At 50.6% G+C, this 20,850-nt stretch carries 22 protein-coding genes and 1 riboswitch; of the genes, 4 read left to right on the forward strand and 18 right to left on the reverse strand.

Features of this window, described 5'->3' with window-relative positions:
* Window positions 1-14 precede the first annotated feature (14 nt).
* From J7E85_RS13875 to hemE, 3 genes are all read right to left on the reverse strand, one after another.
* Window positions 15-1,331, reverse strand: a complete 1,317-nt coding sequence (locus J7E85_RS13875) for a CapA family protein (protein WP_215158665.1) — start codon at window positions 1,329-1,331, stop codon at window positions 15-17.
* 142 nt (window positions 1,332-1,473) lie between these two features.
* Window positions 1,474-2,415 (reverse strand): ferrochelatase, encoded by a 942-nt coding sequence (gene hemH / locus J7E85_RS13880; protein WP_215158667.1) that lies wholly within the window; start codon window positions 2,413-2,415, stop codon window positions 1,474-1,476.
* A gap of 35 nt (window positions 2,416-2,450) precedes the next feature.
* A complete protein-coding gene (hemE, locus tag J7E85_RS13885; RefSeq protein ID WP_215158668.1) occupies window positions 2,451-3,509 on the reverse strand; it encodes a uroporphyrinogen decarboxylase in 1,059 nt (352 codons plus the stop codon).
* A 237-nt stretch (window positions 3,510-3,746) separates the two neighbouring features.
* Between hemE and J7E85_RS13890 the strand changes: the two genes are divergently transcribed.
* Window positions 3,747-4,958 carry an MFS transporter gene (locus J7E85_RS13890; protein ID WP_215158670.1) on the forward strand — a complete coding sequence of 404 codons (1,212 nt, stop codon included), beginning with the start codon at window positions 3,747-3,749 and terminating at the stop codon, window positions 4,956-4,958.
* 234 nt (window positions 4,959-5,192) lie between these two features.
* Here the strand turns inward: J7E85_RS13890 and J7E85_RS13895 are convergent, their stop codons facing one another.
* A complete protein-coding gene (locus J7E85_RS13895) occupies window positions 5,193-5,828 on the reverse strand; it encodes an O-methyltransferase (RefSeq protein WP_215158672.1) in 636 nt (211 codons plus the stop codon).
* Between the two features lie 162 nt (window positions 5,829-5,990).
* Here J7E85_RS13895 and J7E85_RS13900 point away from each other — a divergent pair, with 162 nt between their 5' ends.
* Together J7E85_RS13900 and J7E85_RS13905 are read left to right on the forward strand one after the other, a co-directional pair.
* A complete protein-coding gene (locus J7E85_RS13900) occupies window positions 5,991-7,139 on the forward strand; it encodes a THUMP domain-containing class I SAM-dependent RNA methyltransferase (RefSeq protein WP_215158674.1) in 1,149 nt (382 codons plus the stop codon).
* A gap of 105 nt (window positions 7,140-7,244) precedes the next feature.
* Window positions 7,245-9,230: an LTA synthase family protein gene (locus J7E85_RS13905; RefSeq protein ID WP_215158676.1), complete on the forward strand. Its 1,986-nt coding sequence runs from the start codon at window positions 7,245-7,247 to the stop codon at window positions 9,228-9,230.
* Between the two features lie 194 nt (window positions 9,231-9,424).
* Here J7E85_RS13905 and J7E85_RS13910 read toward each other — a convergent pair whose 3' ends face one another.
* The 9 genes from J7E85_RS13910 to racE all read right to left on the reverse strand — a co-directional run bounded on the left by J7E85_RS13910 (window position 9,425) and on the right by racE (window position 15,686).
* Window positions 9,425-10,879 carry a serine hydrolase domain-containing protein gene (locus J7E85_RS13910; protein WP_215158678.1) on the reverse strand — a complete coding sequence of 485 codons (1,455 nt, stop codon included), beginning with the start codon at window positions 10,877-10,879 and terminating at the stop codon, window positions 9,425-9,427.
* Window positions 10,876-11,430 carry a hypothetical protein gene (locus tag J7E85_RS13915; protein WP_215158680.1) on the reverse strand — a complete coding sequence of 185 codons (555 nt, stop codon included), beginning with the start codon at window positions 11,428-11,430 and terminating at the stop codon, window positions 10,876-10,878. The genes J7E85_RS13910 and J7E85_RS13915 overlap by 4 nt, the downstream gene beginning before the upstream one ends.
* On the reverse strand, window positions 11,427-11,792 hold the full coding sequence (locus J7E85_RS13920; protein WP_215158681.1) for a PadR family transcriptional regulator: 366 nt from the start codon (window positions 11,790-11,792) through the stop codon (window positions 11,427-11,429). Before J7E85_RS13920 ends, J7E85_RS13915 begins: the two co-directional genes overlap by 4 nt.
* A 121-nt stretch (window positions 11,793-11,913) precedes the next feature.
* The gene (locus tag J7E85_RS13925; protein WP_076325705.1) at window positions 11,914-12,180 is read right to left on the reverse strand and encodes a hypothetical protein; all 267 of its coding nucleotides are present in this window, start codon (window positions 12,178-12,180) and stop codon (window positions 11,914-11,916) included.
* A gap of 133 nt (window positions 12,181-12,313) precedes the next feature.
* The gene (locus J7E85_RS13930; RefSeq protein ID WP_076325704.1) at window positions 12,314-12,535 is read right to left on the reverse strand and encodes a YuzB family protein; all 222 of its coding nucleotides are present in this window, start codon (window positions 12,533-12,535) and stop codon (window positions 12,314-12,316) included.
* Window positions 12,536-12,565: 30 nt separating this feature from the next.
* Window positions 12,566-12,868 (reverse strand): heme biosynthesis protein HemY, encoded by a 303-nt coding sequence (locus J7E85_RS13935; protein ID WP_076325703.1) that lies wholly within the window; start codon window positions 12,866-12,868, stop codon window positions 12,566-12,568.
* Window positions 12,869-12,971: 103 nt separating this feature from the next.
* Window positions 12,972-13,247, reverse strand: a complete 276-nt coding sequence (locus J7E85_RS13940; protein ID WP_215158683.1) for a hypothetical protein — start codon at window positions 13,245-13,247, stop codon at window positions 12,972-12,974.
* Window positions 13,248-13,445: 198 nt separating this feature from the next.
* Window positions 13,446-14,648, reverse strand: coding sequence for a M14 family metallopeptidase (locus J7E85_RS13945; RefSeq protein WP_215158685.1), 1,203 nt, complete (start codon window positions 14,646-14,648; stop codon window positions 13,446-13,448).
* Window positions 14,649-14,879: 231 nt separating this feature from the next.
* Window positions 14,880-15,686, reverse strand: a complete 807-nt coding sequence (gene racE, locus J7E85_RS13950; RefSeq protein ID WP_076325701.1) for a glutamate racemase — start codon at window positions 15,684-15,686, stop codon at window positions 14,880-14,882.
* A gap of 262 nt (window positions 15,687-15,948) precedes the next feature.
* Here racE and J7E85_RS13955 point away from each other — a divergent pair, with 262 nt between their 5' ends.
* Window positions 15,949-17,016 carry a nitric oxide synthase oxygenase gene (locus tag J7E85_RS13955; protein WP_251035725.1) on the forward strand — a complete coding sequence of 356 codons (1,068 nt, stop codon included), beginning with the start codon at window positions 15,949-15,951 and terminating at the stop codon, window positions 17,014-17,016.
* Window positions 17,017-17,142: 126 nt separating this feature from the next.
* Here J7E85_RS13955 and J7E85_RS13960 read toward each other — a convergent pair whose 3' ends face one another.
* From J7E85_RS13960 to J7E85_RS13980, 5 genes are all read right to left on the reverse strand, one after another.
* A complete protein-coding gene (locus tag J7E85_RS13960) occupies window positions 17,143-17,505 on the reverse strand; it encodes a YtxH domain-containing protein (RefSeq protein WP_076325699.1) in 363 nt (120 codons plus the stop codon).
* Between the two features lie 15 nt (window positions 17,506-17,520).
* Entirely contained in the window at window positions 17,521-17,973 is a 453-nt protein-coding gene (locus tag J7E85_RS13965; protein ID WP_215158687.1) for a DUF948 domain-containing protein, read from the reverse strand.
* A 276-nt stretch (window positions 17,974-18,249) separates the two neighbouring features.
* Window positions 18,250-18,672 (reverse strand): DUF86 domain-containing protein, encoded by a 423-nt coding sequence (locus tag J7E85_RS13970; protein ID WP_215158689.1) that lies wholly within the window; start codon window positions 18,670-18,672, stop codon window positions 18,250-18,252.
* Between the two features lie 44 nt (window positions 18,673-18,716).
* Window positions 18,717-19,004: a Dabb family protein gene (locus J7E85_RS13975; protein WP_076325696.1), complete on the reverse strand. Its 288-nt coding sequence runs from the start codon at window positions 19,002-19,004 to the stop codon at window positions 18,717-18,719.
* A gap of 197 nt (window positions 19,005-19,201) precedes the next feature.
* Window positions 19,202-20,638: an NAD(P)/FAD-dependent oxidoreductase gene (locus J7E85_RS13980; RefSeq protein ID WP_215158691.1), complete on the reverse strand. Its 1,437-nt coding sequence runs from the start codon at window positions 20,636-20,638 to the stop codon at window positions 19,202-19,204.
* 75 nt (window positions 20,639-20,713) lie between these two features.
* A riboswitch (purine riboswitch) is annotated at window positions 20,714-20,813 on the reverse strand.
* Window positions 20,814-20,850: the final 37 nt, after the last annotated feature.

Below are 20,850 nucleotides of genomic sequence, written 5' to 3' on the forward strand. Positions count from 1 at the left end.
TAACGTTTCACGAATTATTCCACAGCCTTGCCTGCTATAACTTCACCATCAAGCGCTATTTTGACGCCGCCGACGGATCGCTTCTCCACCTCTTTCAGCAAGGATTCAGCTTCTTTGCCTTCAAGTGGGACGACCTGTCCGATCTCCGTTCGGTAAGGCGTCAGCTTCATGTCACAGTCTCCTTGGTTGCTGCATGATGCCTGAAATACGGCTGTTTTCCACGTGTCTTCATTCGAGGATTTAGTAAATATAAAATTGCCGGTACTATACGCAATCCACTTGCCTTTGTACTGTTCCAATCCCTGCAGCACATGGGAGTGCCCGCCGATAATCAGGTCAGCCCCGCCGTCAATGAACGCGCGTGAGAGATTGATCTGATGGACATTCGGCGTCTTATGAAGCTCCTCGCCCCAATGGGCAATCACGACCACCAGATCGGCCTTGGAACGCGCTGTCTGGATCGCTTCAACCGCCTTGGGCAGCACATGGTCATACGCCCCGGCCACCCCCGGCCTGTTCTCCAGCGCGTACCAGGTCGTTTCCGGGAGCACACGGCTGAATCCAAGCAATGCAACCTTCATGCCCTGAAGCTCGAAATACTGGGCCGCGAAGGCTTCTTTCTCATTCCGTCCCGCTCCCACATAACGGATATCCTGGTCCTTCAAATGCTTCAAGGTATCCAAAAGTCCTTCTTGGCCTTGATCCAGGATGTGATTGTTAGCCAGATTAACGGCCTCTACTCCCGCATCTCGGAGAGCTGGCAATACGTCCGGTGAGGACTTGAATACGAATTTTTTATTGGCCGCGCCAACGCCACCGGTCGTAACCGGCGTTTCCAGATTAAGCACGGTTAGATCGTCCTCCAGGAATGCGGTGCCCAGATGCTTGTAGGGATAATCATATCCGTGCTTCTTCAGCTCAGCCTCCACCTTGCCCGAGAACAAGGTATCCCCTGCAAAATGCATAACCACCCGCTTTGCCATCGCGGAATCGGAAGGATCATCTGTAGCGCTGCCTTCTGGCTCGGTCCTATCGGAACCTGGGGGTTCGCCAGTCTCCGTCGTCTTCGGAGGCTTCGAATTCGCCCCCTCCCCGTCAGCTTGTTGTCCGGAGCCGTGGCTATCCGTCTGATCCCCTTCCATGCCAAAGTCCGGCATATCAGGCGGATAAGCCGTTTGCTGAACAGGATCTTCCTTAAATTTAAAATGATAGACAAGCAAAGCAGCGATCATAAAAATCAGACATAAGTTAAGTATGATCCAAACCTGTCCGGTTCGCTGCTTACGGGCCTTCTTCTCGGCCTTGCTTTTCTCTGATCGTGACAGATGCATAGGCCACTCCTTTATTCACTTATGAGCTCGCGTTATAAGTCGCTTCCCCCATTATACCAGCTTCCTTATAAAGAATAGAACCCCCCGTCACCGGGGAGTTCCATATCTAAGCATTCTATTCGAATTTCCGGTAATAACGGATTTACAGACCTATCAAGGTGATCACGGAATCGCTGAGTGCTTCCATATAAAGCGGGTCACTGTTCAAGGAGTCGATGCGTTCAAGCCGCATGTCCATTTCCTTGGCAATGCTCTTGGCTTCAATATCCAGATCGTACAGGACCTCAAGATGATCCGAGACGAAACCGACCGGCGCAACCAGCACATCCTCGACCTGCTCTTCTTTATTCAGCGTTTGCAGCGTATCCAGAATGTCAGGACCGAGCCAAGGCTCCGCCGTCCGGCCAGCACTTTGCCATGTGAACTGCCACTTCTTGACGCCGGCCTGTTCGGCTACGGCTTTGGATGTCTCAAGCAGTTGCTCCTGATAGGGATCTCCGATGGACAAGATGCGTTCCGGGAGGCTGTGAGCACTGAACAGCACTCTCACGCTGTCGCGGTCAGCCCCTGCTTCCTCGAACTGGTTCAGCTTGGCTGACACCCGGTCTGCAAAGGCCTCAATCAGTTTCGGATGCATGTGATAGCTCTCCACAAACGAGATCTCAAGTCCCAACTCATCCGCTTTGGCTTGAGCGCGCTTCACGTAGGATCCGATGCTCATCGTGGAGTAATGAGGAGCCAGCACAATGCCGACAGCTTCCTTAATGCCGTCCCGCACCATTTGCTCAACACCATCTTCAATGTACGGAGCTGCGTGCTTCAGTCCCTGATAGCATACAAACTCAAGATCGATCGCGCGAGGATCCGCATTTAATGTATCCTCCAGCGTGCGTACCTGTCGGTCCGTATTCTCCCGGAGTGGAAAGACACCCCCAACAATCGCCTCATAGCGGTCAGTAAGTTCCTTGAGCTGCTCCTCCGACGGCTTGTTCCCGCGACGGATGTGGGTATAATAACTCTCGATTCCTTCCATGTTCTCCGGAGTACCGTAGGACATAACCAACACGCCAATCTTGTTCTTCATACCATCTCACCTCTGACTAATAAAATATTCAACATTTAAGAGCGTTGTGCACCTGCCTGCAGTACCTGAGCGGAGTATTCGTGAATATACGATGTCAACTCACGCAGTTTCTCTAGCGAAGCCTCCGGGAATAAACCGTGCCCTAGATTAAACACAAAGCCGGGTTCCTGAATCCCCTGATCAATAATCTCCTTCGCATACTGCTGGATGATCGGCATCGGTCCGGTCAGAACGGTCGGGTCCAGATTGCCCTGAACAGCATACTTATGCTCTAAGCGGCGGCGTCCTTCTGCAATGGACACTCGCCAGTCGAGACCGATGACATCCGTGCTAAGATCCGTAAGCGTAGGCAGCAGCTCACCTGAGCTTACGCCTGGAAAATAAATTTTCGGAACACTCAGGTCCTGAAGCTCCGCAAAAATACGCTTAATGGTTGGTAGGACAAACGTTTGGAAATCCTGTGGAGACAATGCCCCCACCCAGCTGTCAAACAATTGAAACGCTTTCCCGCCGTTAGCAACGTGGGCACGCAAATAAGCGATCACCATATCCCCAAGTTTGTCCATTAGCAAGAACCATACCTTCGGCTCACTGTACATGAGCTCTTTCGTGCGAAGATAATTTTTGGATGGTCTGCCTTCGATCAGATAGCTGGCAATCGTGAAGGGAGCACCGGCAAACGTGATAAGCGGCACTTCCAGCTCCTTGTCCAGGATGCGAATCGTCTCAAGGACATGGCCGAGATCACCTTCCACGTCGATAGGGCGTAGTTTCTCTACATCCGCCGCAGATCGGATCGGATTATCAATCACCGGGCCGATATTTTTCACAATATCGAAGTCTACCCCGATCGAGGCGACGGGATTCATAATATCGGAATATAAAATAGCCGCGTCCACACCAAGCTTCCGTACGGGCATCAAGGTTACCTCTGCCGCCAGCTCCGGTTGACTGCATATTTCCAGTAAGGAGTACTTTTCTTTAATCTTTCGATACTCCGGGTCGTAGCGTCCCGCTTGACGCATATACCATACAGGAACGTGATTCACTTCCTGCTTACGGCAAGCGCGGATGAATTGATCGTTATAGGTCATGATTAGGCCCCCATCAATGTGTATAAAGTTTCCTAAATTTCATTATGCCCTTTTTAAAAGTAAGTAACAACCGTCTTACATGGACAACCTATGAAAATCACATGACAATCTTATGACATTGTTAGCTTTTGGCACTTTTTAAATATGTTATACTGAAAGAACGGCATTTTTAGGGTAGACCCACAATTCGTCCGGTTATTCCGGGCTCGACAGCTTAGAAAGGAAGTGAAGGGCACATTGACCAATTGGAAAATCAATCTCATTGTGCTTTGGTTCGGACAGTTTTTGGTCAACTCGGGGATGACCATGATCACCCCGTTCCTGACATTATATCTGGCGCAAGACCTGAATGTTGTTGGAGACCGGGAAATAGGACTATGGGCAGGATTAATATTCGCAGCCAACTTCCTGACATCATTCATTTTTCAACCGATCTGGGGAAAAGTCGCAGATAAATATGGACGCAAAATCATGCTGCTGCGCTCCGGCTTCGGCATGGCGCTGGTCATTGCCTGCATGGGCTTTGCTACCCATCCATGGCATCTGCTGGTTCTGCGGCTGCTGAACGGTACCATATCGGGATTTAACCCTGCGGCGATATCACTCGTATCAGGCACGACGCCCAAGAATCGAATGGGATTTGCGATGGGCATCATGCAGTCCGGACAAGTCGCTGGCACGATTCTCGGTCCGTTGATCGGCGGACTTTTGGCCAGCTGGGTCGGATTCCGGCCGATTTTCTATATCACTGGCGGACTGATCTTTGCCGCTTCGATGCTTGCCTTGTTCCTCGTTAAGGAAAGTTTCAACCGTGAGCAGGCAGCCAAGGCGCCTCAACCTTCGGTTATTGCCGGGCTCAAGGAGTTGAGCCATATTCCGCAGCTGCCGGCATTATTCGCCGTCACGTTCCTGCTGCAATTCGCCATGATCAGTCCCATGGCGCTGCTCCCGCTGTACGTTCAGAAGCTGCATGGAACCGCGGAGGATATTGCGATATGGGCCGGGTTCGTTGTAGCCGTAACGGGGCTGTCGAACATGATCGCCTCCCCGATTCTCGGCAAGCTCAGCGACAAGGTCGGTGCGCACCGAATCTTGACCTACGCCTTGATCGGTACGGGACTTACACTGATCCCGCAAGCCTTCGTTCAATCGGTATGGCAGTTGATTATTGTACGGTTCATGATGGGCGTCTTCATGGGCGGGCTGCTGCCGAGTGTCAACGCGCTGATTCGCTCGTACACGCCGGACGGCATGGAAAGCCGCTCCTTCGGTTTCAATACAAGCTCGCTTGCGCTTGGCAACATGCTGGGCGCGGTAATCGGCGGATTTTTATCCGGTTTCATCGGAATCGAAGGATTGTTCATTATTTCCGGCTGCCTGTTGATCATCAATATGATGTGGGTGAGACGAAAGCTGTTCTCGCAAAAGCCTTCGCCCAAATATCGTTGATCCCCCCGGAGTCTGTCATCTAAGATGGAGCTAGTCTCCCAAACCAAACAACAAAGGCTGTCCCGTGGTCTACATCGACCCGAGGACAGCCCTTTATTATATTCATGTACCCGTCAAATCACCTACATCCATGCGCCATGCGCCGGATTATACCAGGTGGCTAGCTACAAAATGACCCGCCGCACTCCTTCCAATGGTTATCTTATCGTCCAGCACATCTTACTATTGATTGTTTCATCCTTTAACGCGTGCAAGGATCAGCCCGTCATAAGCGGGCAGCAGCGTGCTGACCAGCCTCTTGTCCGTCGCGATGATTTCATTAAACCGGCGTACCGCTTGAACCGAAGGACCGTTCTTCTCCGAGTTCAGTGTTCTGCCGCGCAAAAAGCAGTTATCCCCAGCTATAAGCGCACCCGGATTCGCAAGCTCCAAGGCAGATTCCAAGTATAGAGGATAGTTCTCCTTATCCGCATCAATAAAGAAAAAATCGAATGTCCGTCCTTCCTGCTTCAAAGCTTCCAGACTATCCGCCGCCGGACCGATGCGGTACTCCACCTGATCCTTGAATCCGGCCTTCTCCAGATGCCTGCCTGCAAGTTGCGCGTATTCTCCCTTCAGCTCGAGTGAGGTGAGTTTGCCGTCCGCAGGAAGCCCTCGGCACAGACAGATGCCGCTATAACCGCCAAGGGCGCCGATTTCGAGAATATTCCTAGCGCCGGCTGTCTGTACCAGCATGGTCAGCAGTCGGCCATATGCCGGTGCCACCGAAACCTCCGGCATCCCATGCTCGCGGATGGCCTCTATCACGAACTGAAGCTCTTCATCTTCAGGGTATAATTGGTTAACATAATCATCAGGGGTCGTAAGCAATGAAGCCGCCTCCTTTGTCTTAATAAGATGCGTTGTTTCCCGTTAAACCTAACGAGAACTATCATATGATAATTGTCTTAGTCAATGCAATCGCCTATACTATATAGATTGAACCGGCGGCGACTATCGCCGTACACATGTTAAATGGAGTTGACATCGTTAATGCCTCGATTACAATTGATCGCGACGGCCCCGATGGGGCTGGAAGCCGTCGTTGCCCGCGAGTTGAAAGAGCTCGGGTACACCGACATGGAAGTAGAGAATGGTAGAGTTACCTTTTCAGGTGACCTGATTGATATTTGCCGCTGCAATCTGTGGCTCCGGACGTCGGACCGTATTCTCGTCAAGATGGGTGAGTTTAAAGCCTTTACCTTCGACGAACTCTTTGAAGGAACCAAAGCTCTTCCATGGGAAGAGTGGATTCCGGCGGATGGCGAATTTCCTGTGGAAGGGCGTTCCCATAAATCGCAGCTTAGCAGCGTTCCCGCCTGTCAGGGCATCGTGAAAAAAGCAATCGTGGAGAAGCTGAAGCTCTCGCACCGTACGGAATGGTTTCCCGAGGACGGCCCTCGTTATGTAGTCGAGGTTTCTCTCTTGAAGGATCGAGCCATACTGACCCTTGATACTACAGGACCAGCCCTGCATAAACGTGGCTACCGCAAGCTGGTTACGGAAGCTCCGCTGAAGGAAACCATGGCTTCCGCCCTGCTGCAATTAAGCCGCTGGGGCCCACATCGTCCGCTGTATGACCCGTGCTGCGGCTCAGGCACCATTCTGATCGAAGCCGCGATGATGGCCTGGAATATTGCGCCCGGCCTGCGCCGCTCGTTCCCGTCCGAGCATTGGGATATCATCGGAGACAACCTCTGGGAAGATGCACGCGAGGAAGCTTTTGACGCTGTGAAGGACGATATTCCGCTGCATATCGCCGGAAGCGATATCGACCCGAAAGCGATCGAAGTAGCCAAAGCTGCCGCCAAAAGTGCGGGACTTGCCGGCGAAATCGACTTTAGAGTCCTCCCTGCAGCCAAAGCCATACCTGAAGGTGAATATGGTTGTATTATCACCAATCCACCCTATGGCGAGCGGTTAAGCGAGAAAGAGGAGGTTGAACGCCTCATCCGCCAGCTCGGATCCGTAACGCATTCACTCCCGACCTGGTCCTTCTTCGCACTTAGCCCGACCAAGCAATTCGAGCATTACTTCGGCCGCAAGGCGGACAAGCGCCGCAAGCTGTTCAATGGCCGGATCGAATGCCAATATTATCAATACCTGGGCCCCTTGCCGCCGCGTAACAAATCGGCGGAATAACGAAATGACGCTTCCTGCAATCGCCGCCCAAGGGCGGCTTTTTTGCTCGGTCATCCAGGCCAAGCTATAATAAAAGGATGTTTTTGAAAAAAGGAGGATACCCACGTGCTCTCATCCCCATCATGGAGCGATATCCGAAGCCGGGTCTCCAAAGGGCTGCACTACCGATACACCGCATATTTATTATTCCTTATCTTCATGATGTACAAGCTAATCATGCTTGATCATCATCTCCATATTACCAACATGAAGCTGGATCAGGCAGACTATGTGATCGCTGTTGGCTCGCTCCTGCTGATCTCCTTCTGGACCTTGTGGCTTCCGGCAAGAGGCCGGCTTGCGGCCTTAACTTTATTAAATCTCTTATGGACGGGGATTCTGTACGCCGATTTGATCTATTATCGCTACTTCGATGATTTCATTACAGTGCCGGTGCTTATGCAGGCCGGACAAGTCGGTTCCCTCGGGGATAGCATTCGTTCCCTGGTTCATGCGTCCGATCTGTTCTTTTTTATAGATTGGCTTATGATCGTCCCATTTACCGCCGTGATGGTGTTCCGCAAACGGAGATCCACCTTTGGAACCTACACACTCCCGGGTGAGTACCGCCAGCATCGGCGGAACCGGATCATTCGCCGTTTGGTAACAGGCACACTTGTGTTCATCCTGGGCATGGTCATGACTTTCATTCCGATCAAGAAAGCATCCAATACATGGGCAGTTGGCCTCTTTGAAGGCAATTGGTGGAATATTACGCTATATAATGTGACGGGACTGATCGGCTTTCACGGTTATGATATCTACCGTTATGGACGAGATCATCTCGTGGGGCAGCCCAAGCTGCCGGAAGAGGAAATCAATCAGATCAAGGCATGGTTTGATGCCAAACGTATAGAGCCGTCCGATACGGACGCCTTGTTCGGCAAGTATAAAGGCAGCAATGTCATCATGATCCAGACGGAGGCCTTCATGAATTTTGTCATCGGCCAGTCAATCGGGGGGCAGGAAATCACCCCTAACTTCAACCGATTGATGAAGGACAGTATGTATTTCAGCAATTTCTATCATCAAACCGGTCAAGGGCGAACGTCCGACGCGGACTTTGTCACGCACAGCTCCCTGCTTCCGCTGCCCACAGGTTCCGTATTTACGCGATATGCTGATCGCGAGTATGATACCCTTCCGGAGATTCTGAAAGAACAGGGCTATGGCGCAAACGTGTTCCATGCCTATGACAGCAGCTTTTGGAACCGTACCACGATGTACCGAGAAATGAATTACGACCGGTTTTACAGCAAGAAGGATTTTGAAATGAACGATGTGCAGGGGTGGTCATTGAGCGACAAAGCGTTCTTCGCGCAATCGCTGGATGCGATGAAAGGCATCAAGCAGCCCTTCTATTCCTTCCTGATTACGTTAACGAGCCATCATCCGTATTATGTCCCGAAGGATGGTGTGAAGCTGGATACAGGGGCTTTTGAAGGCTCGATATTCGGGAGCTATTTGCAGTCGATCCACTATGTTGACGAAGCATTCGGCCAGTTCGTCGAGCAGATGAAACAGCAAGGACTGTGGGATAACACCATATTAATCATCTATGGGGATCACGACAATTCGATCAAAGAAAAAGCGGACTATGAGAAATTCCTGGGACGAGAACTGAACGCACTCGACATGGAGCAAATCATGAATCAGGTTCCCCTGCTCATCCGCCTGCCTGATGGAAAGCAAGCCGGAGTATATCCGGAAGCCGCCGGCATGATGAACGTGACACCAAGTATTCTTCATCTTCTCGGCGTGCCAAAAGAACCGTATTACTGGATCGGAAGCCATCTGTTGGATGACAAGCCGCGTCTAATTCCGCTGCGCAGTGGCGCATTCTCCGATGAGAAGGTGTTCTACCTGCCAACCGAAACGGCCGGACTTGAAGGGGGAACCTGCTACGATCTTGCGGCGCGTCAGCCGACTGATATTCAGGCCTGCCGTGAAGGTTATGATGAGACACAGGAGCAGCTGCGTATTTCCGATCAAGTGATCACGTATGACCTGCTGAAGTTATTTAAATCACAGGGCGAAGCGAATGCCCGATAACCGGGCCTAACATTAGTAAATTTCAAATTTTGTTCAGCCTCTGATCGCTGTTGACATGGGGCTGCTTTAAACCAAACCAACCAGGCTGATCATATCCACAGCCTGGTTGGTTTTTGGAGCTAGGCCGTGTCCGAAGAGGCACGCCTAGCTGCATTTATGAAGGGAACATCTTTTTACTGGTAACATTTCTTATATCAAGCCCGGCGGGTAACCGACTCAAGATGTTTTCTCCGATTGACAAGCGTTCCGTACATCAGCACAAGCCCCATCCATGCCAGGATAGCTACAATCCCGAGTGTCATATAGGCAATGTCAGGTGCAAAGAGTCGTATGGAATTCCAAGGGGAGCTTGTCAGACGCGTGAAGAGCGGAATGATACCAGCTGACATCGCAAATAGAACCAAACTCAGCGGAAGCGTGAGATATAACTTCAAGTTGCGTTTCTTCATTCTTAGCAGCAACCATATCAGAATAGCGAGCAGGATGAACAAAGTTCCCGCCAATCCCCAAATCATCGGATGGACTCCAGCGGAAGGAGGTTTCGGGTCTTGTCCGTCTAGTATCCCCCTCAAATCCTTGGAGACCTGAGACAATCTGGCTTCCTCCAAAATGTGATTCTTGTTGGTTAAAATAACGGCCCCTAAGCCCCGATCAGGGATGAAGAAGATTTCCGCCCGTGCCTCCGGCGTTGATCCGGAATGCCATACCAGAGTCTCGCCTTGGTCCGTCTCGCTTATTCTCCAGCCAAAACCATAGGCGCGATCCGGTCGATGCTGAACTAAAGGCGACAGGAGCAGCTCCTTATGTTCTCGACGAAGCAACATGTCGTTATCTTGGAGCAAAAATTGGAGAGCCATATCGTCGATACTCGCCGTGATATAACCATAAGAAGCACCGCTATTGTCATAGGGAACGCTGCTCACTCGCGGATAGCCGAACCAGGATTGATACCCTTGTTCAAATCCGGATCGAACCGCCCGCTCCTCATCGGCTGCAGCCATACTCATGCCCAGCGGACCAAACACATGCTGCTCCATATAATCGGCATAGGATTGACCCGACACCTCCTCCAGAACTGCACCCAGGATCATATAATTGGCGTTACTGTATTGATGTTGTTCCCCTGGCGCTCTAGTAAGCTTCGCGTGGGAGAGATCACGCACATTCTCTTTCAGGGCAGAAGCATCCTTCGCACCCACATCGGAATACTCCATGCCCGTATATGTACTATATCCGCTCGTCTGAGCGAGCAATTGCCTTATCGTTATTGACGACGCCTCGAAAGACGCTTCGGCCGCAAACCATGGCAGATAGGTCCCAATGGACTCATCCAAGTCGACCTGGCCCGACTCCACAAGCTGGACAATCCCTAACGCTGTCATGGATTTGGAGATGGATCCGAGGAAAAATGGAGTATTGGAGCTGACCGTGCTGCCTTCTGCTGTAACGCCATAACTGTTTGTATACAGCGTGTCCCCATCCTGTACGATGGCAACGGAAAGGCCCGGAATTTGATATTCCTCCATCATCGCTTTCATGTAGAGGTCAACCTTATCGGTCATGCCTTCATCCGCTTCTACAACGTTCCCCCATGTCGGAAGTAGAAATGCCAGAACGGTTACAACGACATACGTCCACTTCTTTCTCATAACACGCTTCCTCCTTCTGTAAAACGGAGGGCACGTCTATGTTTTCTTTTACCGAAGACGTAGACCAGAATCGTAACGAGCACCGATATCGAAAGGCTGGATACGATCAACATCATATTCCACCACATCTGATCGGATATCCGGTACAACAGATTGAAGCCGGTTATCTCAAACCCCTTCACCCATGCCGTCGTTAATGAGAAGGAAAACAACAGCTGACATAGGATATAAACGGCCGCAAAGACCAGTGGATATTTCATAAAGCCCCATACACTAAGCCGCCCGCTACGCGGTTCCGGTTCTTCAGGAACAGACTCGAGATCCCTGGCGTCTTGTACTCTAACCAAACCTTGCACCTCTGCATAATCCCTGACATACATATTGGGAGAGCCCAGATCTTCAAGACCATTCTCCCCGTGCTCCCGGCTTGCCTCCAGATGCTCCTGGATCTGTTCGACAACGGCCTCCACCTGGCTTGACGTCATTTCGTACCGTTTCAACTCGCGGCGAACGGCCACGATAAATTGTTCTTCTTCATAGGATAATATCATGATCTCTGGCTCTCCTGTTCCACGCCATCTTCAAAACGCTGCACATTCGATGAAAGCAATGACCGAATATCCTGCTGCAGCTCCTGCCACTCCTGAATCTTCTTGTCCAGAAACAGATCTCCACTAGGCGTTATTTCATAATACACTCTGGCTTTACCGCTCTCGCTAAGCTCTCTCGTATCCGTCACCCATCCCTGATCTTTCAGCTTGGAAAGGATTGGATATATGCTTCCTACTCCCTTCAATTTCAGTCGGTGTTTCTCCAACTCCTTCATGATCTCGTAACCATAACTCTTGCCATGACTCAGAATGGCCAATACGCACATTTCCAAATGCCCTTTAATTAAACTTGTTCTATCCATGACAACAATTTAACAAAAATATATATCGGAATCAAGTATATAATTCAAATACGTATATCAATATGTAAAAAAGCCCGTTCATTAGCTCGAAAGCTAGGAACGGACTGCACAGGATCATAAACTACTTTTTAGCTGAACGAAGCTTGGACAGACGTTCCTTCTCATCGCCTAACAACTCTTCCGCCAATTCCACCGCGTTTCGATTTCCCTGCTCAATTACCTGAGAAACCGCTTGCTCCGTATGGGATAACGAATTCTCCGCTTGCTGAATCAGCTGTTCCGTCGGATGGGACATTGCCGAGGATACGGCACGGTGCAGCTTCTCCACGGAATCTAGCGCGCTGTTGCTGGGACTGTTGGAGTGTAGACTGGAATCGTGACTGTTCATGACGGATGCTCCCTTCTAAAGTTGTTGTTCCCGTTGCCCTCTTAGCATGGATGGCTGAGCCAGGAACTATACCCGTAGAATGGGAATTCCACTTTAACTTCAATGCAGATGTGTTAAACAGCCTGTTTGTTTGTTATTTCACAAAAGGCAGCGCCTTTGCCAGCACTTCATCCTCTGTAGGCGCACTGACATAACGGCCATTGATATACATAAATGCGCGTTTGCCGCAAGGACCGCAATAGGATTTACAGCCGATCTTAATGTCGGCATCCGGTACCATTTTCTTAATTTTCGGGATCATTGTCTTTAACTTCGTATGTCTGCACTTCTCGCAGACGCGAATATCATTAGCCATTGTACATTACCTTCTTTATTCTGAAGTAACCTAGTGGTCGCCGTGATTGCCCTGGGACGGATTCGTAATCACAAAGCCTTCCTCAGGAAAATAAAGATAGTCGATCTTGACGCCGTCCAGGAAAGGTTGTCCTGCCTCTAAAATGACGTCGATCTCTTTATCTGTGGATACGATGACATCATTTTCCTTAGGCGTGTCCAGATCCAGGCCGTAGTGGGCATGATCGCCATGCGCATGGGTAACCAGCACGCGAAGTTTCTTATCCTTGTTCTCTTCCTTGTCCAGCTCTCGCTTTAACACCTTGGCGGCATTACGGGTAATTTTACATTTCACGTATATTCATCTCCTCACGGATGTTTCATTCAATATGTTATTGTAGACCCCTGCCGACTTTTTCGCAAGGGTCCTGTCCGTATTGTTACAGCCCGAAGCTCATTTACCGTACGCGCTTGGCGGGGCCCTGGTCCTCACCGATCAGACCTGGATATTTCCGTTCAACCCGAGATACGAACCAGTTCATCAGCAGCATCGTGACTCCGATGTCATCGATCGGCAGCAAAGGCATAAAGTCCGGCAGCACCCAGTACAGCACAACGGGGACCAGAAATAACAGCTTGTCCCCGAGTGCAACCCGGGAAGAGGCTAAATACCCGAATATCCGCTGGAATACATGCGACCAGCGCCGAAGCGACCATAATCTTCTCCACTTCATATTGTTCCCTCCATTCCAGGCAGCATGTCTATATCATTACCCAATTAGCAAATCTCTAAGAAATCCCGGAAACACGGTATTCCGGTGGCTGCTTCAATAAAAGCGCGAAAAGAGGCCACTGCCTTGTGATCCATTAAAGCAGCGGCCGTATTCTTCTATATTTTATACGTTGATTAGACCTATTCGTTTCAAACGAGCCTATTCCAAAGACATAAACGCAGCTAGAATAGAACCCACCTCGACGCACAGATCCTCGAAATCCTCAAGCGGCAGCGGATTCATCCCATAACCAATCTCCACGGTAAAGCCCGGCCTCCGGTAATGCTGAATGAACCAATCCTTGTATCCTGCATCGCTGCCCTGCAGCTTCACCGGCCTGTAACCGCCGGCCTGACCTAATCTTCGGGCCATGTCCTCACTCTCCGGAGGTTCGTAGTCCCTATAATTCCAATAGATTTCCCTGCCTTGGCTGTGCAGGGAAATGGCCCGTTCCGGAGATATCGATAACGTATGCTGATAGACGGCTTCGGCTTCCGGCTCGCACAGCGGCTTGGTCCCCGCATAATCCTGAGGCGATGGACGGATTTTCCCCCTTCGCGCGACTTCCTCATGCCAATGCGCAGGGAACTGGTCACCCAAATCCACGCCGTTCATATTCGCCTTCCAGCGCCGGAAATCCTCGCGTCCGCCATTCCACTCAAGCAGACGTTCATAATATGGATGAGAAGGAGTAACGCCTTCCTGTACAAGCTCTACCCCATCCGGGTTTGCCATCGGCACGATCCATAACGTATAGTTCCGGTACCACGCATTCGGCTCCTGAAAATAAACCGGTGACTCTTGCGATAATGCCCTGCCGTATTCCTCCATGAATCGCATCAGACAAGGGGTTGTGATCCATTCATTGGCATGCAGTGCTGCATTGATGTGAAGGTTCTTAGGGCCTTTACCGATCTTGGCCGCATATAGCGGTTTGCCGAGCACACTTCGGCCGATGACACTCCACTCGATGACAGGGTAGCGATGCTGCATCTCTTGTATATCACGTTCCAGATCCCCCGGCCCGTATTCGCCGGTTAATCGTATCATGCGCCTATGCGTGGTACCCGGCAGAACGATCGTTTTTCCCTGTGGCAGATGATGAGCCGATAACCCGGGATTCAGTTCTTCCAAGGCTTCCTTCCGAAACCGGAACGTACTGGCGATACTATCAAAGGTATCATGTTCCTGAATGACATACCTTCGGCGCAACGATGCAGGAAGATAGAGCATTTGCCCCTGCTGGAGATACGGCTGCTGCGCCGCCCATGGATTCGCCGTAATCAGCTGTTCATACGCCAGACTATATCTGGCAGCCACGCGTCTTAGCGTGTCGCCTTTCTGTACGACATATTGCTGCATAATGGATTCCTTTCCGCGGCAAAGCCGCTTCAATTAGCGTCCATTCCATGTATATGAGCAGCCGGTTGTCCAACATGTATGATGCAAAAGATTGAAAAAGGCCCCGATATCCCCATCCTTTTCGAACCCTGGCACGAGAAATAATAAAGGCAGGCAAGGTGTTATCCCTTGTCCTGCCTGCGCTTGCTTGCTCTTATTCATTCCAGATAAGCTCTAAGGTATGAACGTGAATTATAGCTTCGTAATTTGCCAGACAACAGGTGTCCGCTTGATGTGCTCTCCGAGCCATTCGGTCGCAATGCTCTGAAAAATGACCGGATCTCCTGTACAGAAAAATTGATGCACCGGGCTCTCCATGCTGCTCGCGAGCTGGCCTTTATCGTACAGAATCGTGCTGACCTCGCGAGCCGTCTCATCGGCGGAGCTGATCAGTTTCACGGACGGCCCCATAACCGTCTGGATCGTATTCATCAGGAACGGATAGTGAGTACAACCCAGGATCAGGCAATCAATGGAGGTATCCTTGATGCCTCTCAAGGATTCTTGCACCACCTGCAAGGCATCCTTGGATCGGAACAACCCATGTTCGACGAGCGGTACCAGTTCGGGACAGGCTTGACTTTGCACCTCGACGTAAGGCGAGAGCTGTTTCAGAGCCGCTGTATATGCTCCGCTGCCAATGGTTCCGACAGTACCAATCACGCCGACGTTACCGGTCTTTGTTGCGCTTATGGCGGCACGCGCCCCTGGGTGAATGACACCGATGACCGGTACAGGCACTTTGGACGAAATATAATCAAGCGCCGCCGCCGTAGCCGTATTACAGGCGATCACAATCATTTTAGGATCATACTGAATTAAATAATCTACAATTTGCTCCGTAAATAAACGGACTTCTTCCGGCGTACGGGGTCCGTAGGGTGCGCGGGCTGTATCTCCAAAGTAAATAATTTTCTCTCTCGGGAGCTGTCTCATCACTTCTTTAGCGACAGTCAGCCCGCCGACACCCGAGTCTAGTATTGCGATTGCTTGCTGCACGAACCCACCGCTTCCTTCTTGTCAAATTCATGGTTTACAGTGATACCATATGTCATTTCGGATCGAAATGTACCTTAAATCTTACCCCAATTCCCCCCTATCTTCAACAAGGGCGCCGCTCCCAAAAGACCGTTGGTTAATTGTTCAGATAATTGTAGGACTCTTGCGCCGGTCGCTGACCGTAGGTAGTTTATACTATAGTAAGCACGCGTATAGTAAAGGAGAATTCTACGTGAAAGACAACATACATCATACTGACCTTATGGAGGCTGCGAAGCCGTTTATCGAGCTTTGTTATGCTGAATTAAACCGCACCCCGGAAGAAATCGAGGACCGGCTCATGAACATCCGCTCACAGATCGAGCTGACAGGTACATATGAGCATACGCTTGAAGAACTGACGCATGGAGCCAAAATGGCTTGGCGAAACAGCAACCGCTGTATCGGCAGACTGTTTTGGGATCGCCTCAAGGTATTCGATGCCAGACACTTAACGGAGACCTCTGACATTTTCTCAGCACTCCTCCACCATATCGAGGGTGCCACCAATGGCGGAAAAATCATGCCTACGATTACGATTTTCAGGGCTGCACGTCCAGGGGAGGCCCCGCTTATTATCAAAAACCACCAGTTGATTCGGTATGCCGGTTACGAAACAGCGAACGGGACGATTGGCGACCCGGCTTCTCTATCCTTCACGAAGGAATGTATGGAGCTGGGGTGGCAGGGAGACTTGACCGACTATGATGTGCTGCCGCTGGTTGTGCAGCAGGGGAATGAGCCGCCGGAGTGGCTTGCGATACCGAAATCCTACGTGCTGGAGGTCCCTTTGGAGCATCCCGAACTTCCTGCACTTAAAGCGGAAGGGATAAAATGGTACGGGGTGCCTCTCATCTCGGACATGCTGCTTGAAATCGGCGGCATTATGTATACGGCCGCACCGTTCAACGGCTGGTATATGGGAACCGAAATCGGAGCCCGTAACCTTGCAGATGAAGGTCGCTACAACAAGCTTCCGCTTATTGCCAAGCTGATGGGGCAGGATACTTCCAGCGAAACTACCTTATGGAGGGATCGCGCATTGGTTGAACTCAATGCTGCCGTGCTTTATTCCTACAAAAAAGCGGGTGTCAGCATTGTTGACCATCATTCGGCAGCAGCCCAATTCGGTTTGTTTGAACAGCGCGAACAGCAAGCCGGGCGGGAGCTCACAGGGGATTGGAGTTGGTTGATTCCTCCGGTCTCGCCGGCTACAACCCATATTTTCCACACCTCTTATCATAACGACATTCGTTCGCCGAATTTCCATTACAGGAGCAAAGGGCAGTAATCGGGGCTTTATTTCGAATCGTTTATACACAACAAAGCCGGGGCTCTGTGCCGCCCCGGCCTTCATGTATTTTGATGTGATCCTTATCCTCGTAAATGAGTGCTGAAGCGGTCATCTGATCCTAGATTAATCGTTTACCTTCACTTCGGCAGCAGTGGACACATAAGCCTCTTCTTCAAAATCCTCGTCAAACGAGGAGACCTGCGCAATTTCCTCTTCCGCCAGCCAGCTTTCTTGCCGGTTGCGCCAGGACTGAATATCGGAGATCACGTTCTCAGCCCGATCCGTCATGATGCCGATCAGGTTAACGCCCTGCTCTCCTACCTTCTCCGCTGCCTCCTGCACCTTGGTGCCGATGCCGCGGGCGCCGTCGGCAATGTCATTCCGAAGCTCTTTGCCGGATTTTGGAGCCAGAAGAAGTGCGGTAACAGAACCTGCAACACTGCCGATCAATACTCCCCAGAGGAGGCCTTTGCTCTTCTCTTTCATATTCCATCTCTCCTTCTATTTGGCTTGCCCTTCGTCGGACTTGGAGGTGTATTTGTTCCATGAATGCCAAAGCGTCATTCCGGCATCAACCCACCGGAACATCTCCCCGATCTGCCGTTCATTATCGAGGCGAGCACGTTCCAGATGCTCAATGGCGGTTATGGAAGCTTTTTTCCCTACAGCATGAACCGCATCGGCCGTCTTGGCTACCGCTGACGCAGCATCGGACATGGAGGCGGCAATAGCTTCGCCGGCCGCCAACTGACGCTGAATCATATCTAACGAGACGGATGCCTGCTCCAGCACCTGCGAGGCTTCCTGACTCAATCGGGTACTGTCTTCCTCAAGCCGGCCCAGCATGGTCTCGGCCCGCCCGATCAGCTTTTTAACCGACAGTATCATGATCACCGCCGCAACCGCGATCAGAACGATGCCGATAGCAGCGGCCAGTGCACTCCATTCTGTCATCGGGAACTCCTCCTTTCGTCCGACCGGGCGAATGCCTAGTCGCTTGATGCATTATAAGCAGCATGGGCTTGTCATGACACAACATCGGCGATTTTTTTATTCCAGCAGAGAAAAACCATGAGTATCCCCACAACTTCGGAACATCCTAGCCGCTTGAGATAAAGTCAACAAAAAAACAGACCGTTCAGGGATTCCCTGAAGGTCTGTTATGGATGAATCGTATGGAAGAGCCCATGGCGCGTCATGGATATCTCTTTTTTTAAAACTATACAAGCCTCAGTACATCTCGTTCTTTAAATACTCACGGACATTTCCCGCAAACTGCTCCAGCACATCAGGCAGAATCGGGGTTAAAGAATGAAGCGCATGCCTGTCCCAATCATAGTAGTCCTGCACGAGCGGTTTACGCAATCGCACCAGCTCCAGCAGCACCTTATGAACCTCTTCGGGGAACACCTTTTCTTCATGATTAATATCCATGATATCTTCATAACTGCTGGCATCCCGCATAATAAATCCGTCAATCAAGTAGCTGCCGACATCCGTTACGACTTCGATCGCCAGATGAAGCGCACGCTCCTGAACCAAGCCCAGCACCAGGCCTCCGTCCCATGATTGTGCCGTGGCACGCAACCCTTCCGCAATTTCAGGAATCGCGCTCAGACGCCGTTCAATTTGTTCTTGATTCACATAATACACCGCAAATCTCCTCCAGCCTGTTGTTATAAAGTCTATATCATTGCCTACACTTCAAAATCAACGCTAAGCGTATGATCTTTCACCGTATTGATGTATTGGATCACTTCCTGGTGAACAGGATGAACAGCATATGCTTGTAAATCTTCAAGATTGTCCACTTCAACGATCAAAGCCAAATCATAAGAGCGCTCGGAGCGAATAACATCGGCACCCGCCTCAAGGGATCTTAGCATCGGAATCTTGCCATCCATATCACGCAGCACCTGCACCGTCTTCTCAATATTCTCGGCGGATGAATCCTTCAATTTGAAAAAAACAATATGTTTAATCATCGTCCGTTCCTCCATCTCTAGCATGTATGTAAATCTTTCGTATCTATCATACCCCGTTCGTCCAGAAAAAGAAATCGCTCCCACTAACATATCGGACATATCAGCTGCGCCAGATCTGCCAAATAGGAGCACCGTCTGACTTACGCCAGAACGCGCTCCTGAAATCGACATTCTATTTAAGGGAACAACCACTAAAATCACGAACTTAACTGGTTCAGCATGTTCTGGGCAATCCAGACGCCGGCGGCTCCTGCCTGAGCGAGTCCCCTGGTAATTCCGGCACCATCCCCGCCACAATAAAGACCCTTGATTTCCGTCTCGAAGGACTCCGACAACTTCGGTCTTGCGGAGTAGAACTTGGCCTCCACCCCGTAGAACAGCGTGTGCTCCGACGCGATCCCCGGCGTGACTTTATCAAGCGCTTCGACCATCTCGATCAGACTTTTCATAGTGTTGTACGGCAGCACCAAGCCAAGATCTCCAGGAACGGCTTCCTTCAGCGTTGGCTCCAGAAATCCTTCACGAATTCGGCCTTCGGTGGATCTCCGGCCGCGGAGCACGTCACCGTATTTCTGTACAATGACCCCGCCGCTGGATAGATCGTTAGCCCGCTTGCATATTTCACGCGCATATTCGTTAGGCTTGTCAAACGGCTCCGTAAACTTATGGGATACGAGCAGCGCAAAGTTTGTATTGGCTGATCCCAAAGCCGGATCTTTGTAGGAATGGCCATTGGCTGCCATAACTCCACTATGGTTCTCAACCACAACATGACCGGAAGGATTGCTGCAGAACGTACGCACCCGGGTTCCAACCGAGGTGTTAAAGATGAATTTGCCTTCATACAAATGTTCATTGATCTCGCGCATGACCACATCCGAGGTTTCCACCCGAACGCCCACGTCCACTTGGTTATTATGCATTTTCAATCTGCGTTTCTTTAATATACCGGTCAACCAGGCAGAGCCGTCACGCCCAGGGGCAACCATCACTAAGTTCGCCTCATGGACCTCCCCGCCTTTCATTGTGATACCGGTAATACGGTGGGTTCCGTCTTCTTTGACAGTGACAATGTCCTCGACTTCCGCCCGGAAAGCCATATCAATTCTTGTCTTCAAATATTCATATATCGACTTCAGAATCTCCAAATTCTGCTCAGTTCCAAGATGTCTTACCTGAGCGCGAAGCAGCTTCAGGCCCGCTGCGTATCCACGTTGTTCAATATCCCGAATCGCATGGGTTGTCGGGTCCGTAATGGCAGGTGTCGCTCCATGCTCCAGATTGATGGCGTCGACATATTGGATGAGCTCCATGACTTTGGAGCCAGGCAAATAATCGGTCATCCAGCCGCCAAACTCCGTGGTGATGTTGAATTTGCCGTCGCTGTATGCCCCCGCCCCACCAAACCCGGCTGTAATCGAACAAGCCGGCAAACAACCGGCAAATTCCTTACGTCCTACTGCCGGTGGACAGAGCTTAATCTTCTCCTCCAGGATCGGGCAGCTTCTCCGGTAAATATCATGTCCCTTGTCAACCAACAGCACCTTGCTTCCTGGTGACTTCAATGTCAGTTCATAACAAGCGAAAATGCCAGCCGGACCGGCACCAACAACGATAACATCATATTTACTCATCATATCCCCCTGTGTGTTTGACTGTCGCTTTGCGCACACCGCTTCGGGCACAAAAAAATCCCGCTCCGAATAGGTATGCTTGCGCATCCTATTCGTAGTCAGGAATTTAAGGTCCCTTGTAGAAACCCCTGAACCTTATCTTCAGGGATATACGAATAAGCATCTTTTTTCTTTATCAACCATAGTTAATATAAAACGGATTTACGAATGAG

It is taken from the genome of Paenibacillus sp. ISL-20 (genome assembly GCF_018613005.1).
Lineage (GTDB): Bacteria > Bacillota > Bacilli > Paenibacillales > Paenibacillaceae > Paenibacillus_AQ.

Bases quoted from the DNA above. Each gene is read 5' to 3' on its own strand.
- J7E85_RS13875 (WP_215158665.1), bottom strand. From the start codon at position 1,331: ATGCATCTGTCACGATCAGAGAAAAGCAAGGCCGAGAAGAAGGCCCGT.
- hemH (WP_215158667.1), bottom strand. From the start codon at position 2,415: ATGAAGAACAAGATTGGCGTGTTGGTTATGTCCTACGGTACTCCGGAG.
- hemE (WP_215158668.1), bottom strand. From the start codon at position 3,509: ATGACCTATAACGATCAATTCATCCGCGCTTGCCGTAAGCAGGAAGTG.
- J7E85_RS13900 (WP_215158674.1), top strand. From the start codon at position 5,991: ATGCCTCGATTACAATTGATCGCGACGGCCCCGATGGGGCTGGAAGCC.
- J7E85_RS13910 (WP_215158678.1), bottom strand. From the start codon at position 10,879: ATGAGAAAGAAGTGGACGTATGTCGTTGTAACCGTTCTGGCATTTCTA.
- J7E85_RS13915 (WP_215158680.1), bottom strand. From the start codon at position 11,430: ATGATATTATCCTATGAAGAAGAACAATTTATCGTGGCCGTTCGCCGC.
- J7E85_RS13920 (WP_215158681.1), bottom strand. From the start codon at position 11,792: ATGGATAGAACAAGTTTAATTAAAGGGCATTTGGAAATGTGCGTATTG.
- J7E85_RS13925 (WP_076325705.1), bottom strand. From the start codon at position 12,180: ATGAACAGTCACGATTCCAGTCTACACTCCAACAGTCCCAGCAACAGC.
- J7E85_RS13930 (WP_076325704.1), bottom strand. From the start codon at position 12,535: ATGGCTAATGATATTCGCGTCTGCGAGAAGTGCAGACATACGAAGTTA.
- J7E85_RS13940 (WP_215158683.1), bottom strand. From the start codon at position 13,247: ATGAAGTGGAGAAGATTATGGTCGCTTCGGCGCTGGTCGCATGTATTC.
- J7E85_RS13945 (WP_215158685.1), bottom strand. From the start codon at position 14,648: ATGCAGCAATATGTCGTACAGAAAGGCGACACGCTAAGACGCGTGGCT.
- J7E85_RS13955 (WP_251035725.1), top strand. From the start codon at position 15,949: ATGGAGGCTGCGAAGCCGTTTATCGAGCTTTGTTATGCTGAATTAAAC.
- J7E85_RS13960 (WP_076325699.1), bottom strand. From the start codon at position 17,505: ATGAAAGAGAAGAGCAAAGGCCTCCTCTGGGGAGTATTGATCGGCAGT.
- J7E85_RS13965 (WP_215158687.1), bottom strand. From the start codon at position 17,973: ATGACAGAATGGAGTGCACTGGCCGCTGCTATCGGCATCGTTCTGATC.
- J7E85_RS13975 (WP_076325696.1), bottom strand. From the start codon at position 19,004: ATGATTAAACATATTGTTTTTTTCAAATTGAAGGATTCATCCGCCGAG.
- J7E85_RS13980 (WP_215158691.1), bottom strand. From the start codon at position 20,638: ATGAGTAAATATGATGTTATCGTTGTTGGTGCCGGTCCGGCTGGCATT.